General features: G+C 69.6%; 26 protein-coding genes. 13 read left to right on the top strand and 13 right to left on the bottom strand.

All coding sequences use genetic code 11. The features are described from left to right. Both ACWCOM_RS07805 and ACWCOM_RS07800 read left to right on the top strand, forming a co-directional pair. On the top strand, positions 1–399 hold the full coding sequence (locus tag ACWCOM_RS07805) for a cupin domain-containing protein (protein WP_454548175.1): 399 nt from the start codon (positions 1–3) through the stop codon (positions 397–399). A gap of 299 nt (positions 400–698) precedes the next feature. After that, entirely contained in the window at positions 699–1,181 is a 483-nt protein-coding gene (locus tag ACWCOM_RS07800) for a hypothetical protein (RefSeq protein WP_454548174.1), read from the top strand. Positions 1,182–1,494: 313 nt separating this feature from the next. Here the strand turns inward: ACWCOM_RS07800 and ACWCOM_RS07795 are convergent, their stop codons facing one another. Further along, positions 1,495–2,415, bottom strand: a complete 921-nt coding sequence (locus tag ACWCOM_RS07795) for a DUF998 domain-containing protein (protein WP_454548173.1) — start codon at positions 2,413–2,415, stop codon at positions 1,495–1,497. Positions 2,416–2,465: 50 nt separating this feature from the next. Between ACWCOM_RS07795 and ACWCOM_RS07790 the strand changes: the two genes are divergently transcribed. Continuing rightward, complete coding sequence (locus tag ACWCOM_RS07790) at positions 2,466–3,053, top strand: TetR/AcrR family transcriptional regulator (protein ID WP_454548172.1); 588 nt, start codon at positions 2,466–2,468, stop codon at positions 3,051–3,053. Positions 3,054–3,284: 231 nt separating this feature from the next. Here the strand turns inward: ACWCOM_RS07790 and ACWCOM_RS07785 are convergent, their stop codons facing one another. The 3 genes from ACWCOM_RS07785 to ACWCOM_RS07775 form a co-directional block, all read right to left on the bottom strand. Further along, positions 3,285–4,019 carry an ANTAR domain-containing protein gene (locus ACWCOM_RS07785; protein ID WP_454548171.1) on the bottom strand — a complete coding sequence of 245 codons (735 nt, stop codon included), beginning with the start codon at positions 4,017–4,019 and terminating at the stop codon, positions 3,285–3,287. 72 nt (positions 4,020–4,091) lie between these two features. Further along, positions 4,092–4,463: a hypothetical protein gene (locus ACWCOM_RS07780; protein WP_454548170.1), complete on the bottom strand. Its 372-nt coding sequence runs from the start codon at positions 4,461–4,463 to the stop codon at positions 4,092–4,094. Between the two features lie 24 nt (positions 4,464–4,487). After that, positions 4,488–5,192: a GAF and ANTAR domain-containing protein gene (locus tag ACWCOM_RS07775; protein ID WP_454548169.1), complete on the bottom strand. Its 705-nt coding sequence runs from the start codon at positions 5,190–5,192 to the stop codon at positions 4,488–4,490. 425 nt (positions 5,193–5,617) lie between these two features. Here ACWCOM_RS07775 and ACWCOM_RS07770 point away from each other — a divergent pair, with 425 nt between their 5' ends. From ACWCOM_RS07770 to ACWCOM_RS07750, 5 genes are all read left to right on the top strand, one after another. Further along, complete coding sequence (locus ACWCOM_RS07770; protein WP_454548168.1) at positions 5,618–5,983, top strand: hypothetical protein; 366 nt, start codon at positions 5,618–5,620, stop codon at positions 5,981–5,983. Further along, positions 5,980–6,420: a hypothetical protein gene (locus ACWCOM_RS07765; RefSeq protein ID WP_454548167.1), complete on the top strand. Its 441-nt coding sequence runs from the start codon at positions 5,980–5,982 to the stop codon at positions 6,418–6,420. The genes ACWCOM_RS07770 and ACWCOM_RS07765 overlap by 4 nt, the downstream gene beginning before the upstream one ends. Before the next feature lie 142 nt (positions 6,421–6,562). Next, positions 6,563–7,039, top strand: a complete 477-nt coding sequence (locus tag ACWCOM_RS07760; protein ID WP_454548166.1) for a DUF4383 domain-containing protein — start codon at positions 6,563–6,565, stop codon at positions 7,037–7,039. Positions 7,040–7,775: 736 nt separating this feature from the next. After that, complete coding sequence (locus ACWCOM_RS07755) at positions 7,776–9,065, top strand: cytochrome P450 (RefSeq protein WP_454548165.1); 1,290 nt, start codon at positions 7,776–7,778, stop codon at positions 9,063–9,065. Between the two features lie 659 nt (positions 9,066–9,724). After that, positions 9,725–10,357, top strand: coding sequence for an NAD(P)H-binding protein (locus ACWCOM_RS07750; RefSeq protein ID WP_454548164.1), 633 nt, complete (start codon positions 9,725–9,727; stop codon positions 10,355–10,357). Positions 10,358–10,637: 280 nt separating this feature from the next. Here ACWCOM_RS07750 and ACWCOM_RS07745 read toward each other — a convergent pair whose 3' ends face one another. Next, entirely contained in the window at positions 10,638–10,874 is a 237-nt protein-coding gene (locus ACWCOM_RS07745) for a hypothetical protein (protein WP_454548163.1), read from the bottom strand. A 598-nt stretch (positions 10,875–11,472) separates the two neighbouring features. Here ACWCOM_RS07745 and cspE point away from each other — a divergent pair. Continuing rightward, positions 11,473–11,679, top strand: a complete 207-nt coding sequence (gene cspE, locus ACWCOM_RS07740; protein ID WP_368808419.1) for a transcription antiterminator/RNA stability regulator CspE — start codon at positions 11,473–11,475, stop codon at positions 11,677–11,679. 413 nt (positions 11,680–12,092) lie between these two features. Here the strand turns inward: cspE and ACWCOM_RS07735 are convergent, their stop codons facing one another. Beyond that, positions 12,093–13,028: an NADP-dependent oxidoreductase gene (locus ACWCOM_RS07735; RefSeq protein WP_454548162.1), complete on the bottom strand. Its 936-nt coding sequence runs from the start codon at positions 13,026–13,028 to the stop codon at positions 12,093–12,095. A 335-nt stretch (positions 13,029–13,363) separates the two neighbouring features. Here ACWCOM_RS07735 and ACWCOM_RS07730 point away from each other — a divergent pair, with 335 nt between their 5' ends. The 3 genes from ACWCOM_RS07730 to ACWCOM_RS07720 all read left to right on the top strand — a co-directional run bounded on the left by ACWCOM_RS07730 (position 13,364) and on the right by ACWCOM_RS07720 (position 15,931). Next, the gene (locus ACWCOM_RS07730; RefSeq protein WP_454548161.1) at positions 13,364–14,182 is read left to right on the top strand and encodes an alpha/beta fold hydrolase; all 819 of its coding nucleotides are present in this window, start codon (positions 13,364–13,366) and stop codon (positions 14,180–14,182) included. An 84-nt stretch (positions 14,183–14,266) separates the two neighbouring features. After that, complete coding sequence (locus ACWCOM_RS07725) at positions 14,267–15,070, top strand: SDR family NAD(P)-dependent oxidoreductase (protein ID WP_454548160.1); 804 nt, start codon at positions 14,267–14,269, stop codon at positions 15,068–15,070. Between the two features lie 153 nt (positions 15,071–15,223). Further along, entirely contained in the window at positions 15,224–15,931 is a 708-nt protein-coding gene (locus ACWCOM_RS07720) for a haloacid dehalogenase type II (RefSeq protein WP_454548159.1), read from the top strand. On the opposite strand, the gene ACWCOM_RS07715 is transcribed toward ACWCOM_RS07720, so the two are convergent. Both ACWCOM_RS07715 and ACWCOM_RS07710 read right to left on the bottom strand, forming a co-directional pair. Further along, on the bottom strand, positions 15,882–16,709 hold the full coding sequence (locus ACWCOM_RS07715) for an alpha/beta fold hydrolase (RefSeq protein WP_454548158.1): 828 nt from the start codon (positions 16,707–16,709) through the stop codon (positions 15,882–15,884). The genes ACWCOM_RS07720 and ACWCOM_RS07715 overlap by 50 nt on opposite strands. A 334-nt stretch (positions 16,710–17,043) precedes the next feature. Continuing rightward, positions 17,044–17,676: a Pr6Pr family membrane protein gene (locus ACWCOM_RS07710; protein ID WP_454548157.1), complete on the bottom strand. Its 633-nt coding sequence runs from the start codon at positions 17,674–17,676 to the stop codon at positions 17,044–17,046. Positions 17,677–18,200: 524 nt separating this feature from the next. Here ACWCOM_RS07710 and ACWCOM_RS07705 point away from each other — a divergent pair. After that, a complete protein-coding gene (locus ACWCOM_RS07705; RefSeq protein WP_454548156.1) occupies positions 18,201–18,467 on the top strand; it encodes a hypothetical protein in 267 nt (88 codons plus the stop codon). Positions 18,468–18,530: 63 nt separating this feature from the next. Here the strand turns inward: ACWCOM_RS07705 and ACWCOM_RS07700 are convergent, their stop codons facing one another. The 5 genes from ACWCOM_RS07700 to ACWCOM_RS07680 form a co-directional block, all read right to left on the bottom strand. Then, entirely contained in the window at positions 18,531–19,844 is a 1,314-nt protein-coding gene (locus ACWCOM_RS07700; protein WP_454548155.1) for a DUF2254 domain-containing protein, read from the bottom strand. A 20-nt stretch (positions 19,845–19,864) separates the two neighbouring features. Then, on the bottom strand, positions 19,865–20,266 hold the full coding sequence (locus ACWCOM_RS07695) for a hypothetical protein (RefSeq protein ID WP_454548154.1): 402 nt from the start codon (positions 20,264–20,266) through the stop codon (positions 19,865–19,867). A 62-nt stretch (positions 20,267–20,328) separates the two neighbouring features. After that, positions 20,329–21,030 carry an ion transporter gene (locus ACWCOM_RS07690; RefSeq protein WP_454548153.1) on the bottom strand — a complete coding sequence of 234 codons (702 nt, stop codon included), beginning with the start codon at positions 21,028–21,030 and terminating at the stop codon, positions 20,329–20,331. Next, positions 21,027–21,545 carry a DUF421 domain-containing protein gene (locus tag ACWCOM_RS07685; RefSeq protein ID WP_454548152.1) on the bottom strand — a complete coding sequence of 173 codons (519 nt, stop codon included), beginning with the start codon at positions 21,543–21,545 and terminating at the stop codon, positions 21,027–21,029. Before ACWCOM_RS07685 ends, ACWCOM_RS07690 begins: the two co-directional genes overlap by 4 nt. A gap of 48 nt (positions 21,546–21,593) precedes the next feature. Next, positions 21,594–22,829 carry a cation:proton antiporter domain-containing protein gene (locus ACWCOM_RS07680; protein WP_454548151.1) on the bottom strand — a complete coding sequence of 412 codons (1,236 nt, stop codon included), beginning with the start codon at positions 22,827–22,829 and terminating at the stop codon, positions 21,594–21,596. Positions 22,830–22,984 lie beyond the last annotated feature (155 nt).

The following is a 22,984-nucleotide window of genomic DNA, read 5'->3' as shown; positions in this document are numbered from 1 at the left end:
ATGGACATCGACCCCGACGCCGCTGACGCCTCCTTGGTTCTCCAGGACGACGACCACCCCGTTGAGGGCTGGCACGACGAACGGGGACGCCTCACCTGGCGCATCCTGTTCTCCGCCGGAACGACGCCCAGCGAATCTCTGGTCACCGGGGTGGCCGAGCTGCCCGAGGGCGGTTTCCTCGCCCTGCACCGTCACAACCAGGTCGAGACGTACTATGTCCTCGCCGGGGAGGGTGTGGTCACCCTCGAGGGCATCGATCACCCGGTCCGCCCCGGGTCCAACGTCTTCATTCCCGGCGGCCACGAGCACGGCGCCCGGAACACCGGCATCGAGGTGCTGCGCGTGTTCTACGTCATCGCCGCCGACGACTTTGCCGACGTCGAGTACACCTTCTCCTGACGCCCCTCCGGTGGCTCCTGGAGCCGAGGACGGTCCGGTAGACCCGTTCTCTCGCCCTCTCGGACGAAACCCGCGAGTAGTCCTTGCCGACAGGTCGGCCATACCGTGGGGCGACTCTATCGAAGACCTCCATCGGCGCGGATCCCACGCAAGCGATGTTGCAGCAGGGGTTCGTGCCTGGGGGTGCGGGGTAGTGTCCTGTGGTCGCTTGCGGTGCTTCTTGAGTTCGGCCGACGAGTGCAGGGCGGGGGCGTGTGGCGGGAGAGCCTGAGGCGTGTCGATGTCTTGACGGTGGGGGCATGGGATTCATCGTGTCTGCCCCTGCCGATCTGGTGATCGCCACCAGCGACGGGATCGCTGTGCGTTTCGCCGAGATCGATCTCGCCGCCGAGCTGTCTGCCCACGCGCAGGAGCCGCCAGGTGTCCAGGGTGTGCGAGTCAGTCTCGCTGCGGTGCGCGGAGCCGAGATCATGCGCCGGGACGGGCAGTTCCAGGACGCCCGCCTGGCCTGGGCCCAGCGGCGGCAGGACCAGGCGGCCGAGGAGGAGCCGGTGCCGCTCATGCCGGGATTCGCCGTTTTGGACCGGGTCGGGGTGGTGCTTACGGATGAGGCCGGCACCGAGTACCGGCTGGTCGCCGGACAGGCGGCTGGGGACGGCACCGAGTGGGAGGCGGCTTGGGAGTTTGTGCCCCAGCCCCCGGAAGCGGCCGGGATCCTCAGACTCCAGTTCATCCTGGACGGGACACCAACGGGTCAGACCTGCGCGGTCCAGATCCCGTAAACCTGCGACGGCCCTTGGGAGCCCGGCGATCGTACCGGTGACCGCTGGCGTCGTGTCGTCACGGCGGGGCGACAGGCTTGGCCCCGCGACTTCAGGCGCAGGGACCACGGGAACAGTGGAGGAAAGGAGGCGCGATGGGCAGCCCGGACTATGCAGGGCTCGAGCGTGTGCTGCGGAAGCGCAACAAGATCGACTGGGTGATGGTCGCCAACGTGATCGACGATGCCACCGCTTACGGCCTTCCAAGAACCGAAGAGCACGCCATCGACTACATCGTGGGACTTCACGGGCAGGGCAAGATCCGTGTCGGCACCTATGTTTGTGGTACCAGGGAAGGGTTCATCCCGTGGGAGGAACCAGTCCTCGATCTGCCGGCCCGGCTGCGGGCGGCCATGGCGCCCACGGACCCCGAGGACCCCTCGGGGCCGGTGATGACTGTCATGTTCACGTTCATCGACGAGTCCCCACCCGTTGCTTGTCCGGTGGAGCAGTAAGGGTTTCCTCGCGCTCCGGTTCTTGGTCGGGCATTCCCAGGTTCAGGCGATGGGGGAAGCGCGGTGCGCGCTTCCGTGGCGTGCGTGAGGGGTCGCCGGCCGGAGGCCAGCAGGATGGCCCCGACCACGGCGCTCCACAGCGTGAGGGTGTCGAAAGCCAGGCGCTCAGTCAGGCCCAGGCCCAGCGCCAGGGAGGTTTCGCCGCTGACCGCGTCGAGGAAGAGGGCGAAGCCGGCCACCGACACGACGACGCCCACGGCGGTGACCACCGGCACTACCCGGGGCAGCGTCGTGTGCCAGGTGGCCCGGATGAGCAGGATCATGCCCGCCCACTGCAAGGGTGCTTGGACCAGGGCGAAGGAGTTGTGCAGGTCGGGGTGGAGATCCCATGGGGTCAACCCCACGCCCACCACACAGAGCCCGCCCGCGGCCAGCAGCACGGACCCGGCCCGGCCGCTGCGCCGACGGGGCCACACCGACCACAGCAGCACCGCCCCCAGGGTCAGGGTGAGCCCGTTGACGACCGTGGCCGCGTTGGCCAGGACGTGCCAGGGGGAGCACACGTAGCGCTCCACCCGGGCCCCGGCATCGGCGATCCCGCACATTGTGGCCCCGAGATCACTGATCAGGTGGGAGCCCCACGAATACGGGTGCGGCCACCGGGCCGCCACCAGCACCTGCACCGGGATCAGGACCGCGGCCAGGACCCAGCACCACCCACCCACCTGCTGTTTGCTCATGCCAACACCGTACAATACAGATGTATTGAACCGAGAGAAGGGGGCATGTTGTGGCTGAGGGCACCCGGGATCGCATTCTCGAGGCCGTGGTGGGCGTCCTCGTCGAGCAGGGCGTGGACCGGCTCCGGGTCCGAGCGGTGGCCCAGCAGGCCGGGGTGTCGGTCGGGGCGGTCCAGCACGCCTATCCCACCCGCGCCCAGATGGTGCACGCGGCCATGGACCATGTCTCCGCCCGGGTCACCGCCGGGCTGCTCGAGGCCATCGATGCGGACCGGTCCGCACAGGAGAACTTACTGGCGATCGCCCGGATGCTCGGCGGAGTGGAGGAGGCCGGGCGCCCGGCAGCGGTGGTGTGGCTGGCGTTCACCTCTTTGGCCTGCACCGATGCGGTCATCGCTGCCGCCCACCGGTCGGCCTGGCAGACCCTGGAGAACGGACTGGCCCATCTGCTGGTCCAGCTGGACCCGGCGAGCACGGCCGATGATGCGGCGGCGCTGCTGGCGCTGCTGGACGGGGTCGCCATCGCCCGTGCCACGGAACCGGAGCGGATGACGGCCGCTCGCGCCGAGGCCATCATCACGGGTTACGTGCAGCGACTCGTACGGCACCGCCTCCGCTCATCCGAGAAGACCGCCTGACCGATCACACGGTGGTGCCCAGACAAGCGTGGCAGGGCGCCCACGTCCTGCCACGAGGGCATCCTCCCGCCCAGCCCCTCTCCCGACTCCCCGTGCGCATCCGCCAACCATGGCGCTGGACCGGAAGGCCGGTTGGCGGAGGGCCGTCTCAACAGCGGTTTCGTCACCTGCGCTTTGCATATGGCCGGTTAGCGGCGGACCGTGCTGCGGTAGGAAGCCCGTGGTGGGTGCTCAGGCGTCGAAGTGGGTGCTGGCCGGACCCTTCCCCACGGTGGCGACCAGCTCGGCGGCCAGGTCCCGTAGTTTGACGTTGCGGTGGCTGGAGGCCGCCCGGAGGATCTCGAAGGCTTTCTCCTGGGTGCAACGGTTCTGGCCCATGATGATGCCCACGGCCAGGTCGATGGTGGTCCGGGAGGCCATGGCCGTCTTGAGGTCCGTCTCGGTGTCGCGGTGGCGGGCCATGCGCACGGCCAGCCGCAGCGTGGTGGAGGCTGCGGCCACCTGTCCCTGGATCACCTTCAGGATGGCCTCGTCGAAGGCCTCGGGGTGGTCGGCGTAGACGTCCAGGCCCGCGGCGGCCTCCCCGGCCAGCTCGAAGGGCACGCCCAGAGCCGAGAGGATCCCGGCCTCGGCAGCGGCGTGCCCGTAGGCCGGCCAGCGGGCGTCGGTGCGGGTGTCGGGAACGTAGACCATCCGGTGCTCCCGGGCGGCGGTCAGGCACGGGCCGTCGCCGTAGTGGAACTGGATCTCATCCAAAGCCTCGGCGGCGGGGCTGGAGGCGGCCACGGTGGTGGACCGCTTGGGGCGCAGCAGGGTCACCGCGCACCACACCTGCTCCCCGTCGGCGGACAGGGCTCCGGCGATGGCGGCGGTGAAGGTGTGGAGGAAGCCGGTGATGTCCTCGCTCTCGAGCAGCAGCTCCTGAAGGGATGCCAGAGGGGCGTTGCCCGTCGGGTGATCGGTCATGGTGTGCCTTTCGTCCGGGGTCGATGTGATGCCCAGGCTGCCCGGTCCGTGCCCGGTGGGCGCCGTGCACGTCTAGTTCTCGAGGTCGTCGCGGTCCAGCACGTGACCGTCCTCAACCGGCGCCCTGGTCTCTTCTGCCGGGGAATCCCGGGCAGAGGCGGTGCGGGTTCCGGTGAGGTCGGCGGCGTAGGGGGCCTGGGGCGGGGCGATATCGAGGAGGATCTCGTTGGCGGCCTGGGCCAGCAGGTCCCGCTGCAACCGGGGCAGGAGCAGGGAGTGGTGCAGGTAAGCATCGACCTCGAACTCGGAGGCCTCCCCGCCGATGCTGAAGTAGTACAGCCACAGCCGGCCCCGGTCGATGCCGGCGGCGACCATCGTGACCCGCAGGCGGCGAGCTTGCTCGTGGACGACTGCCTCGTCGTCGGCACCCAGTGGCGTGGCCATCGGTGATCCTCCTCGCAGGCGGTTTTAAGCGGTTTCCAGGACCTCGGCGGCGACCTCGGCCACCCGCCGGCCTTGAGCGCGAGCTTGTTCGAGCAACACTGACTTCGCGGCCTCGGGGCCCAGGTGGTCCCGGGCCATCAGCACTCCGGTGGCCAGCCCGATGGCCTCCCGGGTGGCCAGGGCGTCCTTCAATGACGCACTCAGGCGCACCGGGGCCTCGGTGGGCTGGGCGGCCCCAAGCAGGGTGGCCGCCGCCTGCGCCAGTTGTCCCAGCAGGTCCTGCTCGGTCTGCCCGAAAGCATCAGGAACAGTGGCGTAGACCTTCAACGCCCCCAACGCCCGGTCCCGGTGCACCAGGGGGGCGCTCAGTACCGAGCGGATCCCGGTCTCCGCCGCTGAGGCGGCCCAGCCCGCCCAGCGGGTCTCGGTGATGGTGTCCTCAATGCGCTGGGGCTCCTGCGTGGCCCAGGCGCTCAAGCACGGCCCCTGCCCGAGCTCGTACTGGGCGGCGTCGGCGGCCTCCACGGCCGGGTCGGTGGCCGCGGTGGAGATCCGGGTGCCGGCATCGTCGAGCAGGGAGACTCCGGCCCCGGCTGCGGCCGGGATCACCTGGTGGGCCACCCGTGCCAGGTGGGCCACGGCCGTGGTGGCGTCGTCCTGGCTCAGGAGGAGGCCGTGCAGCTGGGCGAAGACCGTGGTCAACTCACCGGGAGAAGGATCAGGGGACATGGGAGAAGCCGTTCGGCAGAGGTGGTCGGGCTGGCGCGATGGCCGCTGCCGACGCCGTCAGCAAAGAAAGCGCCCCGTCTCGACCCCCTCTTGATGATCAGTCTACTGTTCCTGTCGCGGTGCCGGTGGGAAGGAGCCCGGGCGAAGGAGTCCTCGCCGGGCCGGTCATCAGGGGCACCGCGGGAGTCCGGCCCGGCGCCGATGCCGTATCGGTGGCCGTTCTCCGTGCACCGGAGGCCGCGCGGCAGGGACGCCGGGCACCACGAGCCGGGTCAGCGCCCAACCATGCAGACCGTGGCGGCACCTCCAGGTGATAGGGGTATCCGGTGTCGTGAGGCGCTGGTCAGCACAAGGTAAGTGTGCTTAGGGTAGGGGGGGCGGTTGAGAAGTGGCCGCCCGTCTTCTGTTCGGAAGCAAGTGCTGCCATGGAACCGAAAATCGCTGTTGTCGTGCAGGTCGACCTGGACGGACGGCAGGTGCGCATCGTGGTCACCGGTGCGGTGACCGAGATCAATCAGCGCGGTCTGCGCCCGCTGATCGGCCGCGCCCGCCGGCTGGTGCCGGGCATCCGGGTGGTGGTCGATCTCAGCGCGGCCGAGTCCGTGGAGCCGGCCGCGATGGATCTGCTGCGCTGGTCGGCCGAGCACGAGAACTCGGGCGTAGGGTCGCCGAAGGTCGAGTTCCTGCTCACCGACCCCGGTACCGCACCGGCGGACTCAAATCCTGAGACCACGACGCCGGCGGGCCTTCCCATGGTGCAGGCAGCACCCGGAGCCGAGGTTACGGCATGAGCGCGGCGATGTCGGGAGTGAAGGGTGTTGCCTCGGCGGCGGACAGGGGAACCGAAGCGGCCAGGACACACCCGGCCCAGGGTCTGCCGTTCGCCATGGCCCTGGGGGCGCTGCTCGGGCTGGTCGGCTGGTCGCTGCTGGCAGCAGCCGGCCCCGCCCAGGAATGGGTAGCGCTGCTGTGGCTGATCTGCGCAGCCGGTCTGGTGCCGATGCTGACGATGCTGCCCGACCGGCGCGACACCACCACCCACCGCCTCGGAGCGGCAGGCCTGCTGACCACCGGGGCCTCGACCCTGACGGTGATGCTGGCCGTCGAGGTCGCCGGGGTGCTGGCCGTACCGTTCCTGCCCCTGCTGATTGCCTACACCGCACTGCTGATGACCACCGGTGAGGAGGCACCACCGGCAGGCCACCACCACCACGCCGCCCGTGGATGACACTGCGTACCACCAACCCCTGACCCAACCCGCCACCATCTCCAGCACGCCAGCAACCAGGCGTGGCCACACCGACCGGCACCCGGCCACCGCACCCCCTGACCAGGGGCCCTGCCCACCACGATCGAAACGAGGCAAGACCATGACTGTTCCCACCCACCGCACCACCAGTCGACGTTCCCCCGTCCAGACCGCCGCCCTCCTCTACGGGGCGGTCTTCCTGCTCGTGGGCCTGGCCGGCTTCATCCCCGGCCTCACCTCCAACTACGACCAGCTCGCGGTCGCCGGCCACCACTCCGAGGCGATGCTGCTGGGCATCTTCCAGGTCTCCTGGCTGCACAACCTCGTCCACCTGCTCTACGGTGTGGCCGGCGTGACCCTGGCCCGCTCCGCCGCCGGGGCCCGCAGCTACCTGCTGTGGGGCGGGCTGGTCTACCTGGTCCTGTGGATCTACGGCCTGCTCGTGGGCCCGGAGTCCCAGGCCAACTTCGTGCCCCTGAACACCGCCGACGACTGGCTGCACCTGGTCCTGGGCGTGACCATGGTGGGGCTGTCCTTCCTGCGCCGCGACACCCACGACCGGAACGCCACGCGCAACACCACCGGCCCGGCCTCCTGACCAGCAGTTCCTGGCAGGGGAGCACGACAGCGGTGATCAGTCCGCTGTCCCGGCACCGATCGGCCTCACCGCACCGTGCTCGGGAAACCCTTCCGGCTGTGCCCGTCCGTTCCCTGTCATGCGGGACGGGCGGGCACCTCCTGCTGCCGGGCAGCAGAGGTCGTGGGAAACGGGATGATGCCCGGCCCCACCACTGCAGAACACCCAGGAACAATGCGGCGGGACAGGCGGTGGCGCTGCAGCCCGGGCACAGGGCCGCAGCGAGGGGATAAGCACGAAGCAGATCCACCTGGCCGGGGCCGACCGTCCGCACGGGTCGACCCCAGCGCTGCGCGCCCTCGATGCCGCATAGACGCGCCGGATCGTGGTCGCCGGGCCGGTGTGTCCGGTCGCGGTGTGGGCGGGAGTACGGATCAACGGCACCCTGACGGGCCGGCGCTGCTACCGGCTGCGCGGCCTGCACTGACGGCACACCACACCCGGTGTTGGCACCGCCCCCTGAGAACGGCTTCTGCACCATCCACGTCAGACCAGCGGCCCTCGCCACGGGCTCTCAATATGGCCTATCCGGGGCTTGGTCGTCTGGGGGAGTCCGTGCGGTTTGGGGCAGGACCTCGGTGCGGTGTCTGCCTTCAGCACCGAGGCAAGGGCGGACAAGGCGGATCACTACGATGAGGAACCAGGCATCACGAGCGTCCCGGCCGAGCACCGACACCGTTCCACGATCGGAGATCCCATGAGAACCGTCCATGCGCGCACGCCCGTGAGCGACCGCACCGTCGATCTGCTGCGCGAGGGCTACACCTTCGCCGACGCGGTGCGCGCGCGGATCGGCAACCTCGCGGCCCGGGCTGCGCCGCTGAAACTGATGGGCGGGCCGGCGCTGCTGATCCGTGGAACGGAGGCGGTGCGCTTCTTCTACGACACCGACAAGTTCCGCCGGGCCGGGGCGATGCCGATGGTCGTCAAGGCACCTTTGTTCGGGCGCGGTGCCGTGCACGGGCTCGACGACGACACCCACCGGCACCGCAAGCAGCTGTTCCTGCACGCCACCACGCCCGCGCGGGTCGAAGTCCTGGTGGCGGAGGTGGACCGGGAATGGGCCCGGGTGCTGGAGGGCGCTGAGACGCTCAATGTCTACGAGGCCTCGGTGGGGGTCTTCGGCCACGCGGTGCTGTCCTGGGCGGGCACCGGCATGGACACGCCCCGGATGGAGGAGCGGGCGCGGCGACTGGCGGCGATCGTCGAGGGCTTCGGGGTGCCCGGATCCCCGTGGGTCCGGGCGATGCTCGCCCGCCGCGACAGCGACGCCTGGGCGAAGGACCTGATCACCCAGGCCCGCGCGGACGAGGGATGTATCGGTCAGGCCGAGCACGAGGCAGGGCAGGCGCCCGTGCTGGACCTGGTCGCATCCCACCGTGATGCGGACGGGCAGCTGCTGGACGAGCACACCGCCGGGGTGGAGCTGCAGAACGTGGTCCGTCCCACGATCGCGGTCAGCCGTTTCGCGGCCTTCATCGCGCTGGCCCTGCACGAGCACCCGGACTGGGTCGCGCGCCTGCGGGCCGAGACCGCCGAGCGCGGCACCGCGGTGGGAGGTCCCCTGGCCCGTGCTTTCGCCCACGAGGTGCGCCGGGTGTATCCATTCGTGCCGATGCTGCCCGCCCGGGCCCGGTGTCCCATGCAGTGGGGCGGGCAGCAGATCCGGGCGGGTCAGCGGGTGCTGCTGGACATCCTGGGCACCAACAACGACCCCGGGGAGTGGGAGCGCCCTGCTGATTTCGATCCGGAGCGGTTCCTGGACCTGGACCCGACCGAGATCGAGAACTTCGTCCCCCAGGGCGGCGGCTCAGCCGAGGCCGGACACCGGTGCCCCGGGGAGGACATCACGGTGGGGCTGATGGCGGTGACCGCTGCGCACCTGGCCGGACGCGACTGGACCGCGGAGGACGCCGGCATGAGTTTCGACCTGCACCGCATGCCCACCCGCCCCCAGGGCGGCCCCGTGCTGCAGTTCACCCCGTGATACCAGCCCGTCCCTCCACCCTCATAGCCGGCTAACACAGCCGCGGCGCCCACCGGACTCGCCGTCATCACGGGCCGAGCGTGCCGGTACCGCAGCAGGAACAGTGGGAGTCGGATCTACGACTTCTTTGCGGAAGAGCACTTGATCAGAACAGACAAGGCCTGGGGGCAAGTCGGTCACCGACACATGGGCGTTTGCGCACGCACGTGTCCCTGGTGTCGGGTCGACGTCACCGCCAGCACCATGATTGATGCACCGGTGGTTCTCGGTGATCTCCGTCGTCGCCAGATCCCACGCCGAGGCTTGGCGTCGAGTGTTCCCGTGAGCGCAGCCTCAGACGCCGGCCGAGGCCCTCTCTGCATAACCGTGCGGGGAGGTTTCTATCCGGCTCTGCGGTCGGGAACCGGCCGGCCTGGCGCCGCCGTTTCCGTGGTGAGTGTGCGGGCGCTGTCCTGGTGTTGGCTGTCCTCCGGTCCGGGGACGCTGGGAGCCTGGCCGTCGGCCGAACGGGTGTCGGTGTTCGAGTGTGATGCGCTGCGGCCCGGTATCGCGCCTGGTCACGAAGGGATTCGTTCGGTCGCCGTCGGCGCACAACACCGGGCGCCTAGGCTGGAAGCACAGCGTGTGCATGTTTCGAGGGATCGGGGGACCCTATGCGCGTGAGCATCTTCGGTGCGGACAACGACATCGGCCGCGAGGTCGTCGAAGAGCTGATCTGGCGTGGCTATGAGCCCCGGGTCTTCGTCTCGGACCCCGCCACGGTGCCCGGCACCTGGGGACACTGGGTGCAAGTGGTGAGCGGGCAGCTCACCGACCCGGTGGCCGTGGCCGCGGCCGTCGCGGGAGCCGAAGCCGTGATCAACGCCCTGGATCCACGCCCGGATCGTCCCGGAGCGCACCTGGTGGAAGGCACCGCCCGCCTGGTGGCCGCGATGCGGGACCACGGAGTGCACCGCTACATCGGCCTGGGCAGCCCCGCCGTCGGGCTGTGCCCGAAGGAGCAACCCACACCGGTGGTGAAAGCCCACCGGGTCCTGCTGAGAGCCCTGCACCCGCGTGTGCACGGGCAGATGCAGCAGATGATGGCCACGGTCACCGGCGCTGACCTGGACTGGACGATCGTGCGGTTCCTGCGCCACACCCCTGGTCGAGGACGAGGGCTGAAGTACGTCGGGTACTTCGGCCACGACGCCCTCGGCTCCTCGGCGGCTGCCGGCGACATCGCCGCCTTCGCCGTCACCCAGCTCCTCGATGCCCGCCACATCACGAACGCCCCGGCTGTGAGCAATTGAGCGGCACGGTGCCCCCGCGACCACCGACCTTCCGGTTGCACTCCTCGGGTACTGGACGACAGCACCGATGCCCGAGGAGCGCAGCCGTGGCCGCTCGTGTACTGGGTCCTTGTCCGTGGGAAAGCCCAGCCCGCGCAGGGCCGGGACGGTGCGGTCCTCAGAATCCTCCCGAGCGCAGCCGTAGACGGCGGAGCCGGGACCGGCCGGCACCCGCAGGGGCGGTGTGAAAGGTGCCGGGTATGGCTCAGTGCGGGGGTCTTCCGGGGTGGATCGGTCCAGGTCACCTGCCGGTGGGGTCCTGAGGGTGTACCTGGTATTCCTGCAGGTCCAGGAGCTTGCGTTCCCCCAGCCCGTCCTCGCGGATCCACACCACACCTAACGAGACCGAGACGGTCTCCACCGTCCCCGTCCAGTGCGCCGCCCCGTGCAGCTGGGCCTGCACCCGCTGACCCAGCTGCAGCTGTTGCACGGTCGCGCCGATAGCACCGGGCGCGTCGTCGGCCGGGCGGTGCGGCACCGCATTCCCTGTGCCTGCACCGTCGTCTGCGGCTTCATGCCAGCTCATGATCCATCCTCGCCACTGGAACGCAGCGGCCGGGAACTGTGACCAAAAGTGGCGCCGACCTGCAGGAACCATCCGCCCATGGACCCCGGCTGGCAGTGACCGACCTGCCGGGGCCACCGCACACCGTTGTGCGAACCGTCCCGAGCCAGGGGCCGGAGACGCCGCCCTGCATATGGCCCAGGTGGAGGCTGGTCTTCGGGCCAAAGCCATCGAGGTGATTCTGGCCGTGGGTCCGGGATTGGCCATGGTCCAAGTGGACCGTGTTGCAGCCAGGGCGCTCGGTGGGCACCCGGACCGGCCCGTCCTGCGCGTGCCGCCATTGCCGCTCCGGTTCATCGCCGGGACTGCAGGTGTCACCCGTCACTGTGCTTTCGGGCCAACCCGCGTACAGTGGAACCCAGTTGTTGACGTTTCGTTTTTCGCATTGCAAGCAGTTCGCCCGCACATCGGGTGCAGCAGTTTTTCTGAGAAGACGTTCTGGCAGGCATCGCAACGCCCGAGCACCCCGATCGCCGGGGACGCTCCGTTTCTTCAGAAAGACAGGTTCCCCATGACGACTGGCACCGTGAAGTGGTTCAACGCCGACAAGGGCTTCGGCTTCATCACCCCCGAGGACGGCTCCAAGGACGTGTTCGCGCACTTCTCCGCGATCAACTCCGGCGGGTACCGCTCCCTGGAGGAGAACCAGCGCGTGGAGTTCGAGACCCAGGACGGCCCCAAGGGCCCCCAGGCCGCGAACATCACCGTCATCTCCTGAGACCGCACTGATCTCCGTCTGAGATCTCCGACGTCCGCCTGAGTGGCGGCGTCACCCTGAGGAAGCGCCCCCCGGACCACCGAGGGGCGCTTCCTGCGTCGTCGCTCGCTGCGGCTGCGGTAGTGCTGGGTCTCTATCACGGGTGCAGCACTTCGGGGCGTCGCCCACCCAGCAGACGGCTGCCGACCCTCGGACATCTCGACACCGAGGAGACGGGGGCGGAACTCCGTGCGGCGGCGTGCGCCCGCTGCGTCGCGGCGCACGGGCCCAGCGTCCGCAATCTTCTCCTGCCGAAGGCGCGCGAATGGGAATGCACCGGCAAGCCCACTCCCCGATGCCCAACAGGGGGGGCGCTTGGACCCTGCACCGGAATCAGCGGCCGGTGCAGGGCCCTGTCCAGGCTCCGATGCGTCCTACTGGCTCTGGTCGCCAATGGTGATGGCGATCTTGCCGCGCACGTGTCCCTCGATGCTGGTACGGAAGGCGTCGGCCGCACGCTCCAGCGGGAAGGTCCCGGCGAGAACGGGCGTCACGCTCCCGGCTTCCACGAGTTCAGTGAGCGCCAGCAGATCGGCAGGATTCGGGCGGACGAAGATGTACCGGCCGCCCCTGTCCTTGACCTCGGCATCGGCCACGGAAGCAACCCGCTCGGGGGTCTTCAGGTGCTCCAGCGAGGTCACCCAGTCCTCGCCTCCGACGAAGTCGACGACGGCGTCGAGGCCCTCGGGTGCTGCTTCGGTGATGCGTTCGGCGAGTCCTGAGCCGTAGGTCAGCGGTTCGGCCCCGAGTGAGCGCAGGAACTCGTGGTTCTTCTCGGACGCGGTGGCCAGTACGCGGGCTCCCCAGGCTGTGGCGATCTGAATGGCATAGGTACCCACACCGCCGGCTCCGTTGTGCACCAGAACGGTCTCACCCTCGGTCACCCCAACCGCCTCCAACGACTGGTAGGCCGTAAGCCCTGTCAGCGGGATGGTGGCTGCCTCGGCCCAGGACACGTTGCGCGGTTTCCGGGCCAGAGCCCGCACCGGAGCGGCGACCTGCTCGGCGAAGGTGCCCAGCCCCACGGTGTCCATGCGGACGTAGCCGATGACCTCATCACCGGCCTGGAACTCGGTCACTGACGGACCCGGTTGCACGACGACGCCGGCCACGTCCCACCCCGGGATGACCGGGAAGTAGGTGGGCAGAACCGCGTCGAGGTAGCCGGCGGTGATTTTCCAGTCGACCGGGTTGACCGACGATGCCCGCACGTCGAGGAGCACGGAGTCCGGGCCCACCTTCGGGTCGGGTTGTTCGCCGTATCGGAGGACGTCGGGATCACCGTAGTTGTCGTAAAACACTGCCTTCATCGTGCTCCTTCTCCGCATCATGTGCCCCAGACGTCGGGGCTTGTCGTCTTCCGGTGACGGCAACCGGCGCTTTTCGGTGCATATTCCGTACGAGAGCGTGTTGCTGCACTCAGGACGCATGCCCTCGGCGTTCCGGAGGAGGCGTTACGGTCGGGGCCTCTTCGCCGTATGGGCTGGGATCTTTGCTTTCACCCAAGGAGCATGCACTCCCGGGGGCTTGACCCCTTGAGGTGCTATGCCCGTAGAGTGCACAGCATGCTGACGGACCTTCCGGTGAGGGTCCGCGCTCCGACACCGTCGGATCCCTGACCCCGACTGGAACAGGAGAGCATCACATGACCTACCCCGTGACTCATGAGCAGGTCGAGGTGGGCGGCGCGCCGCTGTCCTACCTCGCCTCCGGGGATCAGCAGGCCCGGCCCCTGCTGCTGCTGCACGGCACCTTCTGGAGCCGGGTGTGGCAGCCGGTGCTGCCGGCCCTGGGGGAGGCCGCCCGGTGCCTGGCCCTGGACCTGCCCGGCTTCGGCGCCAGCGGCGGGGAGCTCGACGTGGCGCACGCCACCGTGCCGGCCCTGGCCGACACGGTGCTGGCCGCCGCCGACGCGCTGGGGCTGGAGGAGTTCGACCTGGCCGGCCACGACATCGGCGGCGGGATCGCCCAGCACGTGGCCGCCACCAGCGGGAGGGTGCGGAAGCTGGTGCTGATGAACTCCGTGATGTTCGACTCCTGGCCGGTGCCTGCGGTCGAGCGGTTCCGGGACCCGCAGGTGCGGGCGGCCACCACCGTGGAGGAGCTGCTGGCGGCCCGGGAGGCCTCCACCCGCGGCAGCGTGGCCCGGGAGCTGGGGGAGGAGGAGCTCGCCGAGTACCTGGCGCCCTGGCGGGATGCGGCCCGGGTGAGGTCCTGGACGGCGCTGGCGGCCGCGGCGGACCCGCGGTACACGCTGGAGCTGGTGCCGGCCCTGCAGGAGGCGGCCCTGCCCACCCGGCTGGTGTGGGGCCGCGACGACGACTTCCAGAGGATCGGCTTCGCACGCCGCTACGTCGAGAACATCCCGGGGGCGGACCTGGTGGAGGTGGACGGCAAGCACATCCCCACCGAGGACTCCCCGGCCGCGGTCGCCGCGGCGATCGTCGACCACCTCACCGACTAGCTCGCTCCCGCCTGACCGTGTGCGGCGGCACTCATCCGGGCGTGGATCTTCATCCGGCACCACATCTCACAGGAGGCACCTTTCATGGACATGACCAACCGTTCGATCCTGCTCACCGGCGCCGGCAGCGGCATCGGCCGCTCTCTGGCTCTGGAGCTGGCCCAGTACGCCCCGCGCCTGGCGCTGGTAGGCCGGCGCCGCGAGCCCCTGGAGGAGGTCGCCGCCCTGGTGCGGGAGAAGGGCGGCGAGGCCGTCGTCATGCCGGCCGATCTGACCGCCGAGGGCGCCCCCGCCCAGGTCGTGGTCGCGGCCCAGGAGCAGCTGGGCGGGATCGACGTGCTGGTCAACAACGCCGGCAACGTCCGCGCCGGGCGGCTGGAGGCGGTCGAGGAGTCCGAGGTGCTGGCGCAGATCGCGCTGAACCTCACCGCCCCGATCCTGCTCACCCGGGCCGCGCTGCCGGCGCTGCGGGCCTCGGGCGCGGGGCTGGTGGTCAACGTCTCCTCCGGCTTCGGCCTGCTCGGGAGCCCCTTCTACGCGACCTACGGGGCGACCAAGGCCGGGATCGCCCACTTCGGGGAGGCTCTGCGCCGGGAGCTCTACGGCGAGGGCGTGCACGTGCTCAACGTCTTCCCCGGGGCCACGGACACCCCGATGATGGACAGCTCCGATGCCCGGACCGAGCACGGCTTCGACTACGAAAGCCCCGAAGAGGTGGCCGCCGCGACGGTGGCGGGCATGATCGGTGGAGAGCTCACCGTGGTGCGCGGAGAGTCCATGACCCAGGCCCTGGAGTTGAACCGGCAGGACCCCGCCGCCCTGGATCGGAAGCTGGCCGAGGGCAAGCACGAGCTGGAGAAGGCCGTGGCTGGCCACTCCAGCCCCTGAACCGGGCGCCGGGTGAAGGGCGCAACGCCGTCCGCAACCGGCGCGCCCCCTAAGTGCGATGGCACACCGCATCGTCTGGGCGGCGGTGCGCCATCGAGGCGAGCAGCACCCAGAAGCACTGAGAAGATCCGCAACGAGAAACGAGGTATACCCATGGCGAGCACCCCGAACCTGATCGTGTTCGACGTCAACGAGACCCTCTCGGACATGTCCCCGCTCGGTGAGGCGTTCGCTCAGGAAGGAGTTGCGGAGGGCCTGGCGCGTACGTGGTTCACCGGGATCCTGCGGGACGGGTTCGCGGTAGCGGCGACCGGCGGCAACGCCGCCTTCGCCGAGATCGCCCAAGACAGCCTCACCCGGCTGCTGAGCGAGCACGGGATCAACGCACCGGAGGAGCCCGTCGAACGGATCATGGGCACCTTCAAGAGCCTGGACGTGCACCCCGACGTGGTGGCCGGGATCAAGGCCCTGGGCCAGGTCGCCGAGCTGATAACCCTCACCAACGGGGCCACGCAGGTCGCCGAGACGCTGCTGAGCCGTGCCGGGCTCCGGGATCACTTCTCCGAGCTGCTCAGCGTGCAGAACGCCCCTGCGTGGAAGCCGGCACGGTCCTCCTACGACTACGCCGCCACCCATCGCGGCACGGACCCGCAGGACATGCTGCTGATCGCGGTGCACCCCTGGGACATCCACGGCGCTCACGAGGCCGGTTTGCGCACCGCCTGGATCAATCGCACCGGGGCCCAGTACCCGGCCTACTTCACCCGTCCCGACCTGGAAGCCGCGGACCTGCCCTCGCTGGCGAACCAGCTCACCGCCGAGGGCAACCAACCCAGAAGACCCACACAACGGAGCCGCTGATCATGCTCGGCCGAGCAGGGCATTGACGGCCGCAGCGACCAGTCGCGGGTGGTCCTCGGGGGTGAAGTGCCTCCCACCCTCGATGCGGACCAGTGCGGTGTCGAGGTCGTCGGCCAGCCATTGACCGTAGGGCAACTTCTGGAACCGGCCGACCACACCCCCACACCACGCGGGCGGGCAGGCTCAGGGCGGGCAGCTGCCCGGCGATGTCCAGGGTGTCCTGCACGTCCTGGGCGCGGACCTGGGCCATCATCGCAGCCGCGGCACCGTGGGTGACGTAGGGCGCCCAGTGCTCGCCCAGGGGCTCCAGCGCTATCCGGTGGTCGTCGTGGCCGCGGTGGATCAGTTGGGCGAAGGTCGGGTACAGCAGGGCCTCGGGGGTGTGCGCCAGGATCGGGGCGACGCGCTGCATGGCCTTCACACTGGGGATGGGCCGGGAGTCGTAGGCCACCGCGTTGGTCAGCACGAGCCCGGCGAACCGGCCGGGGGCACGGGTGGCGGCGATCTGGGCCATCCCACCGCCGAGGTCGCGGCCGACCAGGACCGGCTGCTGCTCCAGTGCTAGGGCGTCCAGCCACTCCAGCAGGTAGCGGGCCTGGGCGGCGAGGCTGAGATCCCGGCCCCGGCCCTCGGGCATGCTCCTGCCGTAGCCGGGCATCTCCCCGGCCAGGGAGCGGCCCGCCACCAGCGGCATGACATGGCGCCACAGCCGTGGGGAGGTCGGAATGCCGTGGACCAGAACTACCAGGGCCCCGGTGCCGTGCTCGAGCCAGCGCACCGTGTGGTCACCGATGCTGCGCTACTGGGCTTCCATGACCGCGTCCTCTCATGCCCGGGATGTCACCCTGCGGCCGATCCTTTCGGGGGTAGCGCCGGCTCCGACCGTGGAAGCGGGTCCTTCACCCCGGTGCGCCTGGTGCACGTTCAGCCTGAACCTAGTCACTCATAAAGACCCGACTACACCGGCACCATGAGAGCATCCGAAAATGGTTCCGCATGAGATGCGAGGGGTATGGATTGACATAAGGCTTGGCTACCGGACACTCCCGGGTTCGCGCCGGGTCAGGGCCCGCACCGCAGGTGTCCTCGTCGACCGGGTGACCTCTGTGTCGTTAAGGCCGGAGAGCCGAGGGGTTTGGCAAGCGGGTGGCGGCGGTGACGAGGAGCGCTGTGCTCAGGATGAGAACCGAGACGCCCAGGGAGAACAGGCCAACGGCGGTGTAGCCGCCGACCTGGTGGGGGTCCAGGAAGAAATAGGGGTACCAACCCACCAGCCGGCCGCGCACAAGGGTGTAGGCCGCCCACAGCACCGGGTACACCATTGAGGCCCACGCGGTCGACACGGCCAGGCGGTGCCGCCCCGGCCCGAACAGAAAATCGGTTACGGCATAGACGGGCAGCACGAAGTGCAGCACCTTCGAGGAGGCGGGAACAAGGAAGAGGTAGCCGAACAAGTTGGCGTTGGCGAGCATGATCGTGAACACGACCCCGGAGACGACCATGTAGGTGGTGGCCAGAGCACGCAGAGCGGTCAGCCACACCGGTTCTTTGTCGTAGAGGGTGTAGTAGACCACCACCAATCCCAGGACAAGGATCAGCAGGATGGTGCTGTGCACGGTGAAATAGCTGAAGAGGTTCGTGCCCAGACAGGTGCGGGTGATGAAGGCGCAGCCGGCGCGCATGGTCAGGGCCCAGATCGCCACGACCAGTGCCACGATGCGTACCAGCAGCACGACCCATCTCATGGTCCCTCTTCTCCGACCGGAGACATGCCCGTGTCGATCCGTTGCAAGACCCCGCGTGCCAGTGACCATCCGCAGCGGTGACCACACCATGGCGCCCGATCCACCCTAGACGGCCAGCGGCATGCTGTGGTCGGCGATGGCTTCGGCAATCCGCACGATATGCGGTGCCGCGCCGTTCCACCGGCGCTTAGGCTGGCGGGAACCAGTGTCCCTGCTACCAGGAGGAGGGTTCGTTGAGGCGCGCGTCATCGACTCCACGGCGGCAGAGCCCTCTATCGCGCCTGCAGGGCGGGTGTCTCCTAGGGGTGCTGTGCGCGGTGCTCATAGGGTGCGCACCATCCGGCGGCAAGGGTTCAACGGGTGTGGGGTCGCAGGCCCCGACCATGACACCCGATCGCGCTACGGTCACCGGGGACGGACGCCTGGTCACCGAGCGGTGGGGAGCCTATGGCAGTCAGGAAGAGGCGTGTGCTGCGGTGGCCGGTGAGGTGCTGACGCTGTCCGTGCTCCCCTCCAGTTTGAGGGTGAGCGAGCGGGTCCAGGACGTGCAACGGGTGGAGGACGAGGTGGCCGAGATGGTGTCCACCGTCCCAGCCGAGCTGGTCGCGGAGTTCGCCCGGATCCAGTTGCTGATCGACTCCTACGGCGAGGACCTCGCCACGGCCCCGGAGGCCACCGCCGATCCCGGCGCCGCGGCTGCCCGGTTCGACGACGAGGGGCTGGAATCGTCTTTGGAGTCCGTTCGGGAATGGTTGGCCGACTCGTGCGCGGAGGGCGCGGACAGCGTGTGACCGGGGAGTCTTCCACGCCGGGCGTCCTCGGTGTTCTCCGGCACGCTCATCGGTGTCTTCGCATCATGGGTGGCGCGGGTCCGTGCCGGCGTTGTCTTGGTGCATGGTGTGCTGCTCCACGCGGTGCACATCGTGCGGGTGCGGGTTGGTGCCGTTGAACTCTTCCAGGAGCACCTGTACGTGGTGTCGGAGAGCGTCGGTCACCGTGGGGTGGGTGGTGCTGCGGTGGACCCGTGCCGCGAGATCCAGCAGAGCGAGCACTACCGACACCTGCTTCAGGGCGTGGGGGCGGATGTGGTCGAAGGGCATGGCCACGATCTCGTCCAGCTCCACGGGGCGGTAGTGGACCCGCGCTGTTCCCTCGGACACGACGGTGTTGGTTGGGGCGGGGCGGGAGACGGCGATCGCGATCCCGGCGGTCAGTTCTTCGATGGCGTTGATCGCGGTGTAGGGGTCGTTGGTGCCCGGGGACAGGGCGCGCACGGCCAGCTCGACGACCTGCTGCTGGGCGAAGCGGACATCCTGGTCGCAGGTGCGGGCGTCAGCGGTGCGCACGCAGCGCCGCACCTGCTCAGCGAGGTCTTCGGCGCGCGCTTCTGGCCATACCCGGGCCAGAGGTTCCGTGGCGAGGAGGTGATCGCCGACCCGGGGGACCAACTCCAGGACAGCGTCCTGGTCGGCGGCCAGGTCCCGGAGGCGTTCGAGGTTGACCTCGACGAGGTAGCCGGTCGTTCCGGCGGGGATCCCGGCCCCGCCGGCATGCGGGGCGCTGGTGCGCGCCGCATCCTCGGGGGGCTCTTCGGGGTGCCACCGGTCGAGGACGTCGTGGAGATCGCGGCGTACCCGGTGCACCAGGGTGTCGACTTGGATGGAGGCGGCGATGTGGTGGATGAACCACACGAGCAGGGCGACGTCGGCCACCGCCAGGGCCACGGCGAGGTTGACGGCCAGGTGCGGGACGAAGGGGGCGGTCAGATCGTCACCGGCCGAGCGGATGGTGCGCAGCACCAGCAGGGCGTAGAGGAACGTGGCCACCAGCACCCCGAGCACGAGCTGGTTGCCGCGGTCGGCCATGAAGTTGCGCACCAGCCTGGGACCGTAGGTGGAACTGGCGGTGGCGACCACGGAGATGGTGATGGAGAAGGCAGTGGCCGCCACCGCGAGCATGGAGGTGCCGATGGCCGCCAACATGGACCGGGACCCGTCGATGCCCACCGCGTACACCCAGGAGACCCAGGGGGAGGACGGGTCGTCCGGTAAGACTCGATCGAGGGCCACCACGGCTTGGGCCAGGAGGAAGGCGGTGAGCAGGCACAGGCTCGGGAGGAACCAGAAGGCCCCGGTTGCCCGGCGCCACCATCCAGCAGGCTGTGTCATCGCCTCAGACTAGAGAACCGTCACCGCCACGGTCCACGGTCGCCCACGGCCCACCTCCCAGGGGCGGTGCTCACGGCCAGCCGCGCCGGGTGGAGCATCAGGCCGATGGAGAACCGCCCGACGCCGGAGAACCGATTGGTGTGGTGCACCTCCGTGACAGCGTTCAGCAGGGCGGTGAGCGGAACCGCCGGCAGGACGCTACCGGGGGTGGAGATCGAGGTCAGCACCCATCCAGCCACCCGGGAAGCGGCCAGCAGGGTCCGGCCGAGGATGCGGAACCGGTGCCGAGCGTGCTCTCCTCGCCCGTGGTCCGTGAGCACGACGCGCAGCCTGTGGGAGTGCGGGGCGGCTGGGTGCAGACCGGCCAGCAGCATGGTCAGGGCCGCAGCGATCCCCACGCTGGCGGTGGGTGGAGGGTTCAAGGGCTTCGATGCGGTTTTTCCTCCTCGACGTTGAGGGCGGGTGATTGCCCACCCGCGGTGGGTTACTGCCGGTTGTCCGGTGCGGTGGGGGAGGGGTGGTCCCGGAGGAAGTAGGCGCCCACGGTGCCGGCCAGGGTGGCGAAGACACCGACGGAGTACACGGCCAGGACCACCTGCAGGACCTTGGAGAAGGGATCGGTGGTGGTGATGCCGCTGCCGGTGACGGTGGCCAGGGCCGCCTCGTAGAGGGCGGTGCCGTAGTCGGTGTGGGATTCGACGGCGTAGAGCAGCTGGCTGGCGGCCAGCACCACCACCACGGTCACCGCCGCCAGCCAGCCGATGCGGCTGGAGAGCAACCGCCCGGCCGATCGGGACCCGCGCACCCCCGCCGAGACGATGCCCCCGGCCCGGGCCAGGCGGCTGAGCCGGGCCAGGCGCACTAGTCGCAGGGCCTGCAGGGCCCGGATGAAGCGCAGGAACGGGAGCAGCAGGAACAGCACCTGCCACCAGTTGCGGCGCCAGAACGCGGTCTGGAACCCGGCGATGTAGGCCCTCAGGAGGAACTCGGCCACGAACACCACCCAGAACACCCAGCCGATGATGCTCAGAGCCTGGCTCCACCCGGGTTCGGTGACCAGCAACTGGCCCAGGACCACGAACAGGAAGACGATCCCGAGGAAGCCCATCGGCCGGTCCAAGCGGGCGGCCAGGGACTCGGCCGCGGCCATTCTCTCCACCGGGGCGTGGGCCGGGCGGCTGCTCACAGCTGCTCCGCCCCGCCCACGTCCTCGAGCGCGGATCCGTTGCCGTACTGGCTGGTGGTGATGACGCTGAGCTTGCCGTTGGTCTCCAGTACCACCGCCTTGACCTGCGCCAGGTCCCCGGTGCCCTGCATCCGCACCGCCTGGCGCAGCTCGGAGACAGTGAGCCGGTTGGCCCGCAGGGCGTCGTGGCGGATCCGGCCATCGGCCAGCAGCAGGGCCGGCTCGGCGGTGAACACGCTTCGGGCTCGCGGCCACCGCGCCGACACCCAGGCCACCAGGAGCTGCAACCCGGCCAGCAGGCCCAGGGCGGTCGCACCTTCGGCGAAGGAGACGTCCGCGCTGAGCAGGATGGTGGCCAGGGTTGAGCCCAGGGAGACGGTCACCACGAAGTCGAAGGCATTGAGCTGCCCCAGGGTCCGTTTGCCCGAGGCCCGCAGGATTACCACCAGGGCGAGGTAGGCGGCCGCCCCGACCAGCAGGATCCGGGCCAGGGCCGGCCAGGAGTCAAACCACATGAGGATCTCCTTCTATCGTGGTCGAGCACGCGACAAGGCAGTGAGGCCTCATGCGGTCGTTTCCTCGTGCTGCTTGCGGTGTGGTCCCCGGCGGGCCAGCCACGCACTCAACGGGGCGGTGGAGAGCCCGTGGACCAGCACCGAGGCGGTGATGGCCATGGTGGTGTAGAGGAAGATCTCGTGGTGGCCGGTGTGGCGCTCGGCCAAGGTGGCGTAGAACAGTGCCGAGACCCCCACCGGCCCGAACCAGCTCAAGAACGCCGTCTCGGGACGGTCGTGCACGGTTTTCAGCAACGGGCGCAGAGCCCACAGCGCCACCAGCCGGCGCACCAGCACCATCACCGGAGCCGACCACCCCAGCTCCATCCACTCCTGGAAGGGCAGAGCCAAGCCGGTCAGGACGAAGATCGGCAGCAGGAAGAAGCGGTTGACCACGTCGTCGACCTTGTCCTCCTGCTCCTCCTCCCACTGCGGGATCACCTGACCGAAGACCGCGGCGGCGACGAACACCGCCAGCACCGCGTCCGTGCCGGCCAGCTTTCCCGCCCCGAGCACGAACAGCCCGAAGGGCACCAGGAACCCCAGGTAGGAGCTCTCCTCCATGAAACCCTTGTTCCGCACGGCCACGAAGAGCTTCCCCAGCAGGTACCCGACCACCGCCCCGAAGAGCCCGGCCCCGAGGACTTCCCACAGCAGCACCTTCGTCAACAGCTCCTGCCACGCCTCACCGGGTGTGGTGAGCAGCAGCACCGGCAGCATGACGAACAGGTAGCCCAGCCCGTCGTTGATCCCGCTCTCGGCCGAGAGATTGTGCCGCACCCGCTCCGGGATCCGCTGCTCGGCCAGCGATCCGGTGACCACCGGGGTGGTCACCACCGGATCGGTGGGAGTGATGATCGCCCCCAGCAGCAGCGCCAGCAGGAACGGCACCCCCAGCAGCCCCCACAGCACCCCGGTGGCGATCACCAGCATCAAGGCCATGCCCGCCCCGATGATCACCGTGATCCACCGCGCGTTGGCCCGCCAGTACCCGTGGGGCAGACGCAGGGCCACCCCGGCCAGGCCCACCCCCAGGGTGAGGCGCGCCGCCTGCTCCAACAGGGTGCCGGTGGGCACCCCGAAGTCCTCGACCCGCACCAACCCCCAGGCGTGGGGGCCGATCAGCACCCCGAAGGCCAGGGCCAGCACGGGACCGGGCAGGCTCGCCCGCTGCAGCACCGAGGAGAACGCCGACAGGGCCAGCACCATCCCGGAGAATAAGGCCAGCACCAGGTTGTTCTCCATGACGGGTTCTCCCTCCTGCGTGCCAGCCGATGATCGGCAACGGGTACGGCCACGGCAGCGGCGAGAACCGGACCCGGCGCAGCCCCCACCGACAGTCCCACAGTAGCCTTATCAATGGTGGGGTCAGCAAATGCCACCGATCACAGCGGCCCAGC

Source organism: Kocuria sp. KH4 (genome assembly GCF_053711175.1).
Note: the sequence above shows the minus strand (reverse complement) of the source record. Positions and strands in the feature narration are given on the sequence as shown.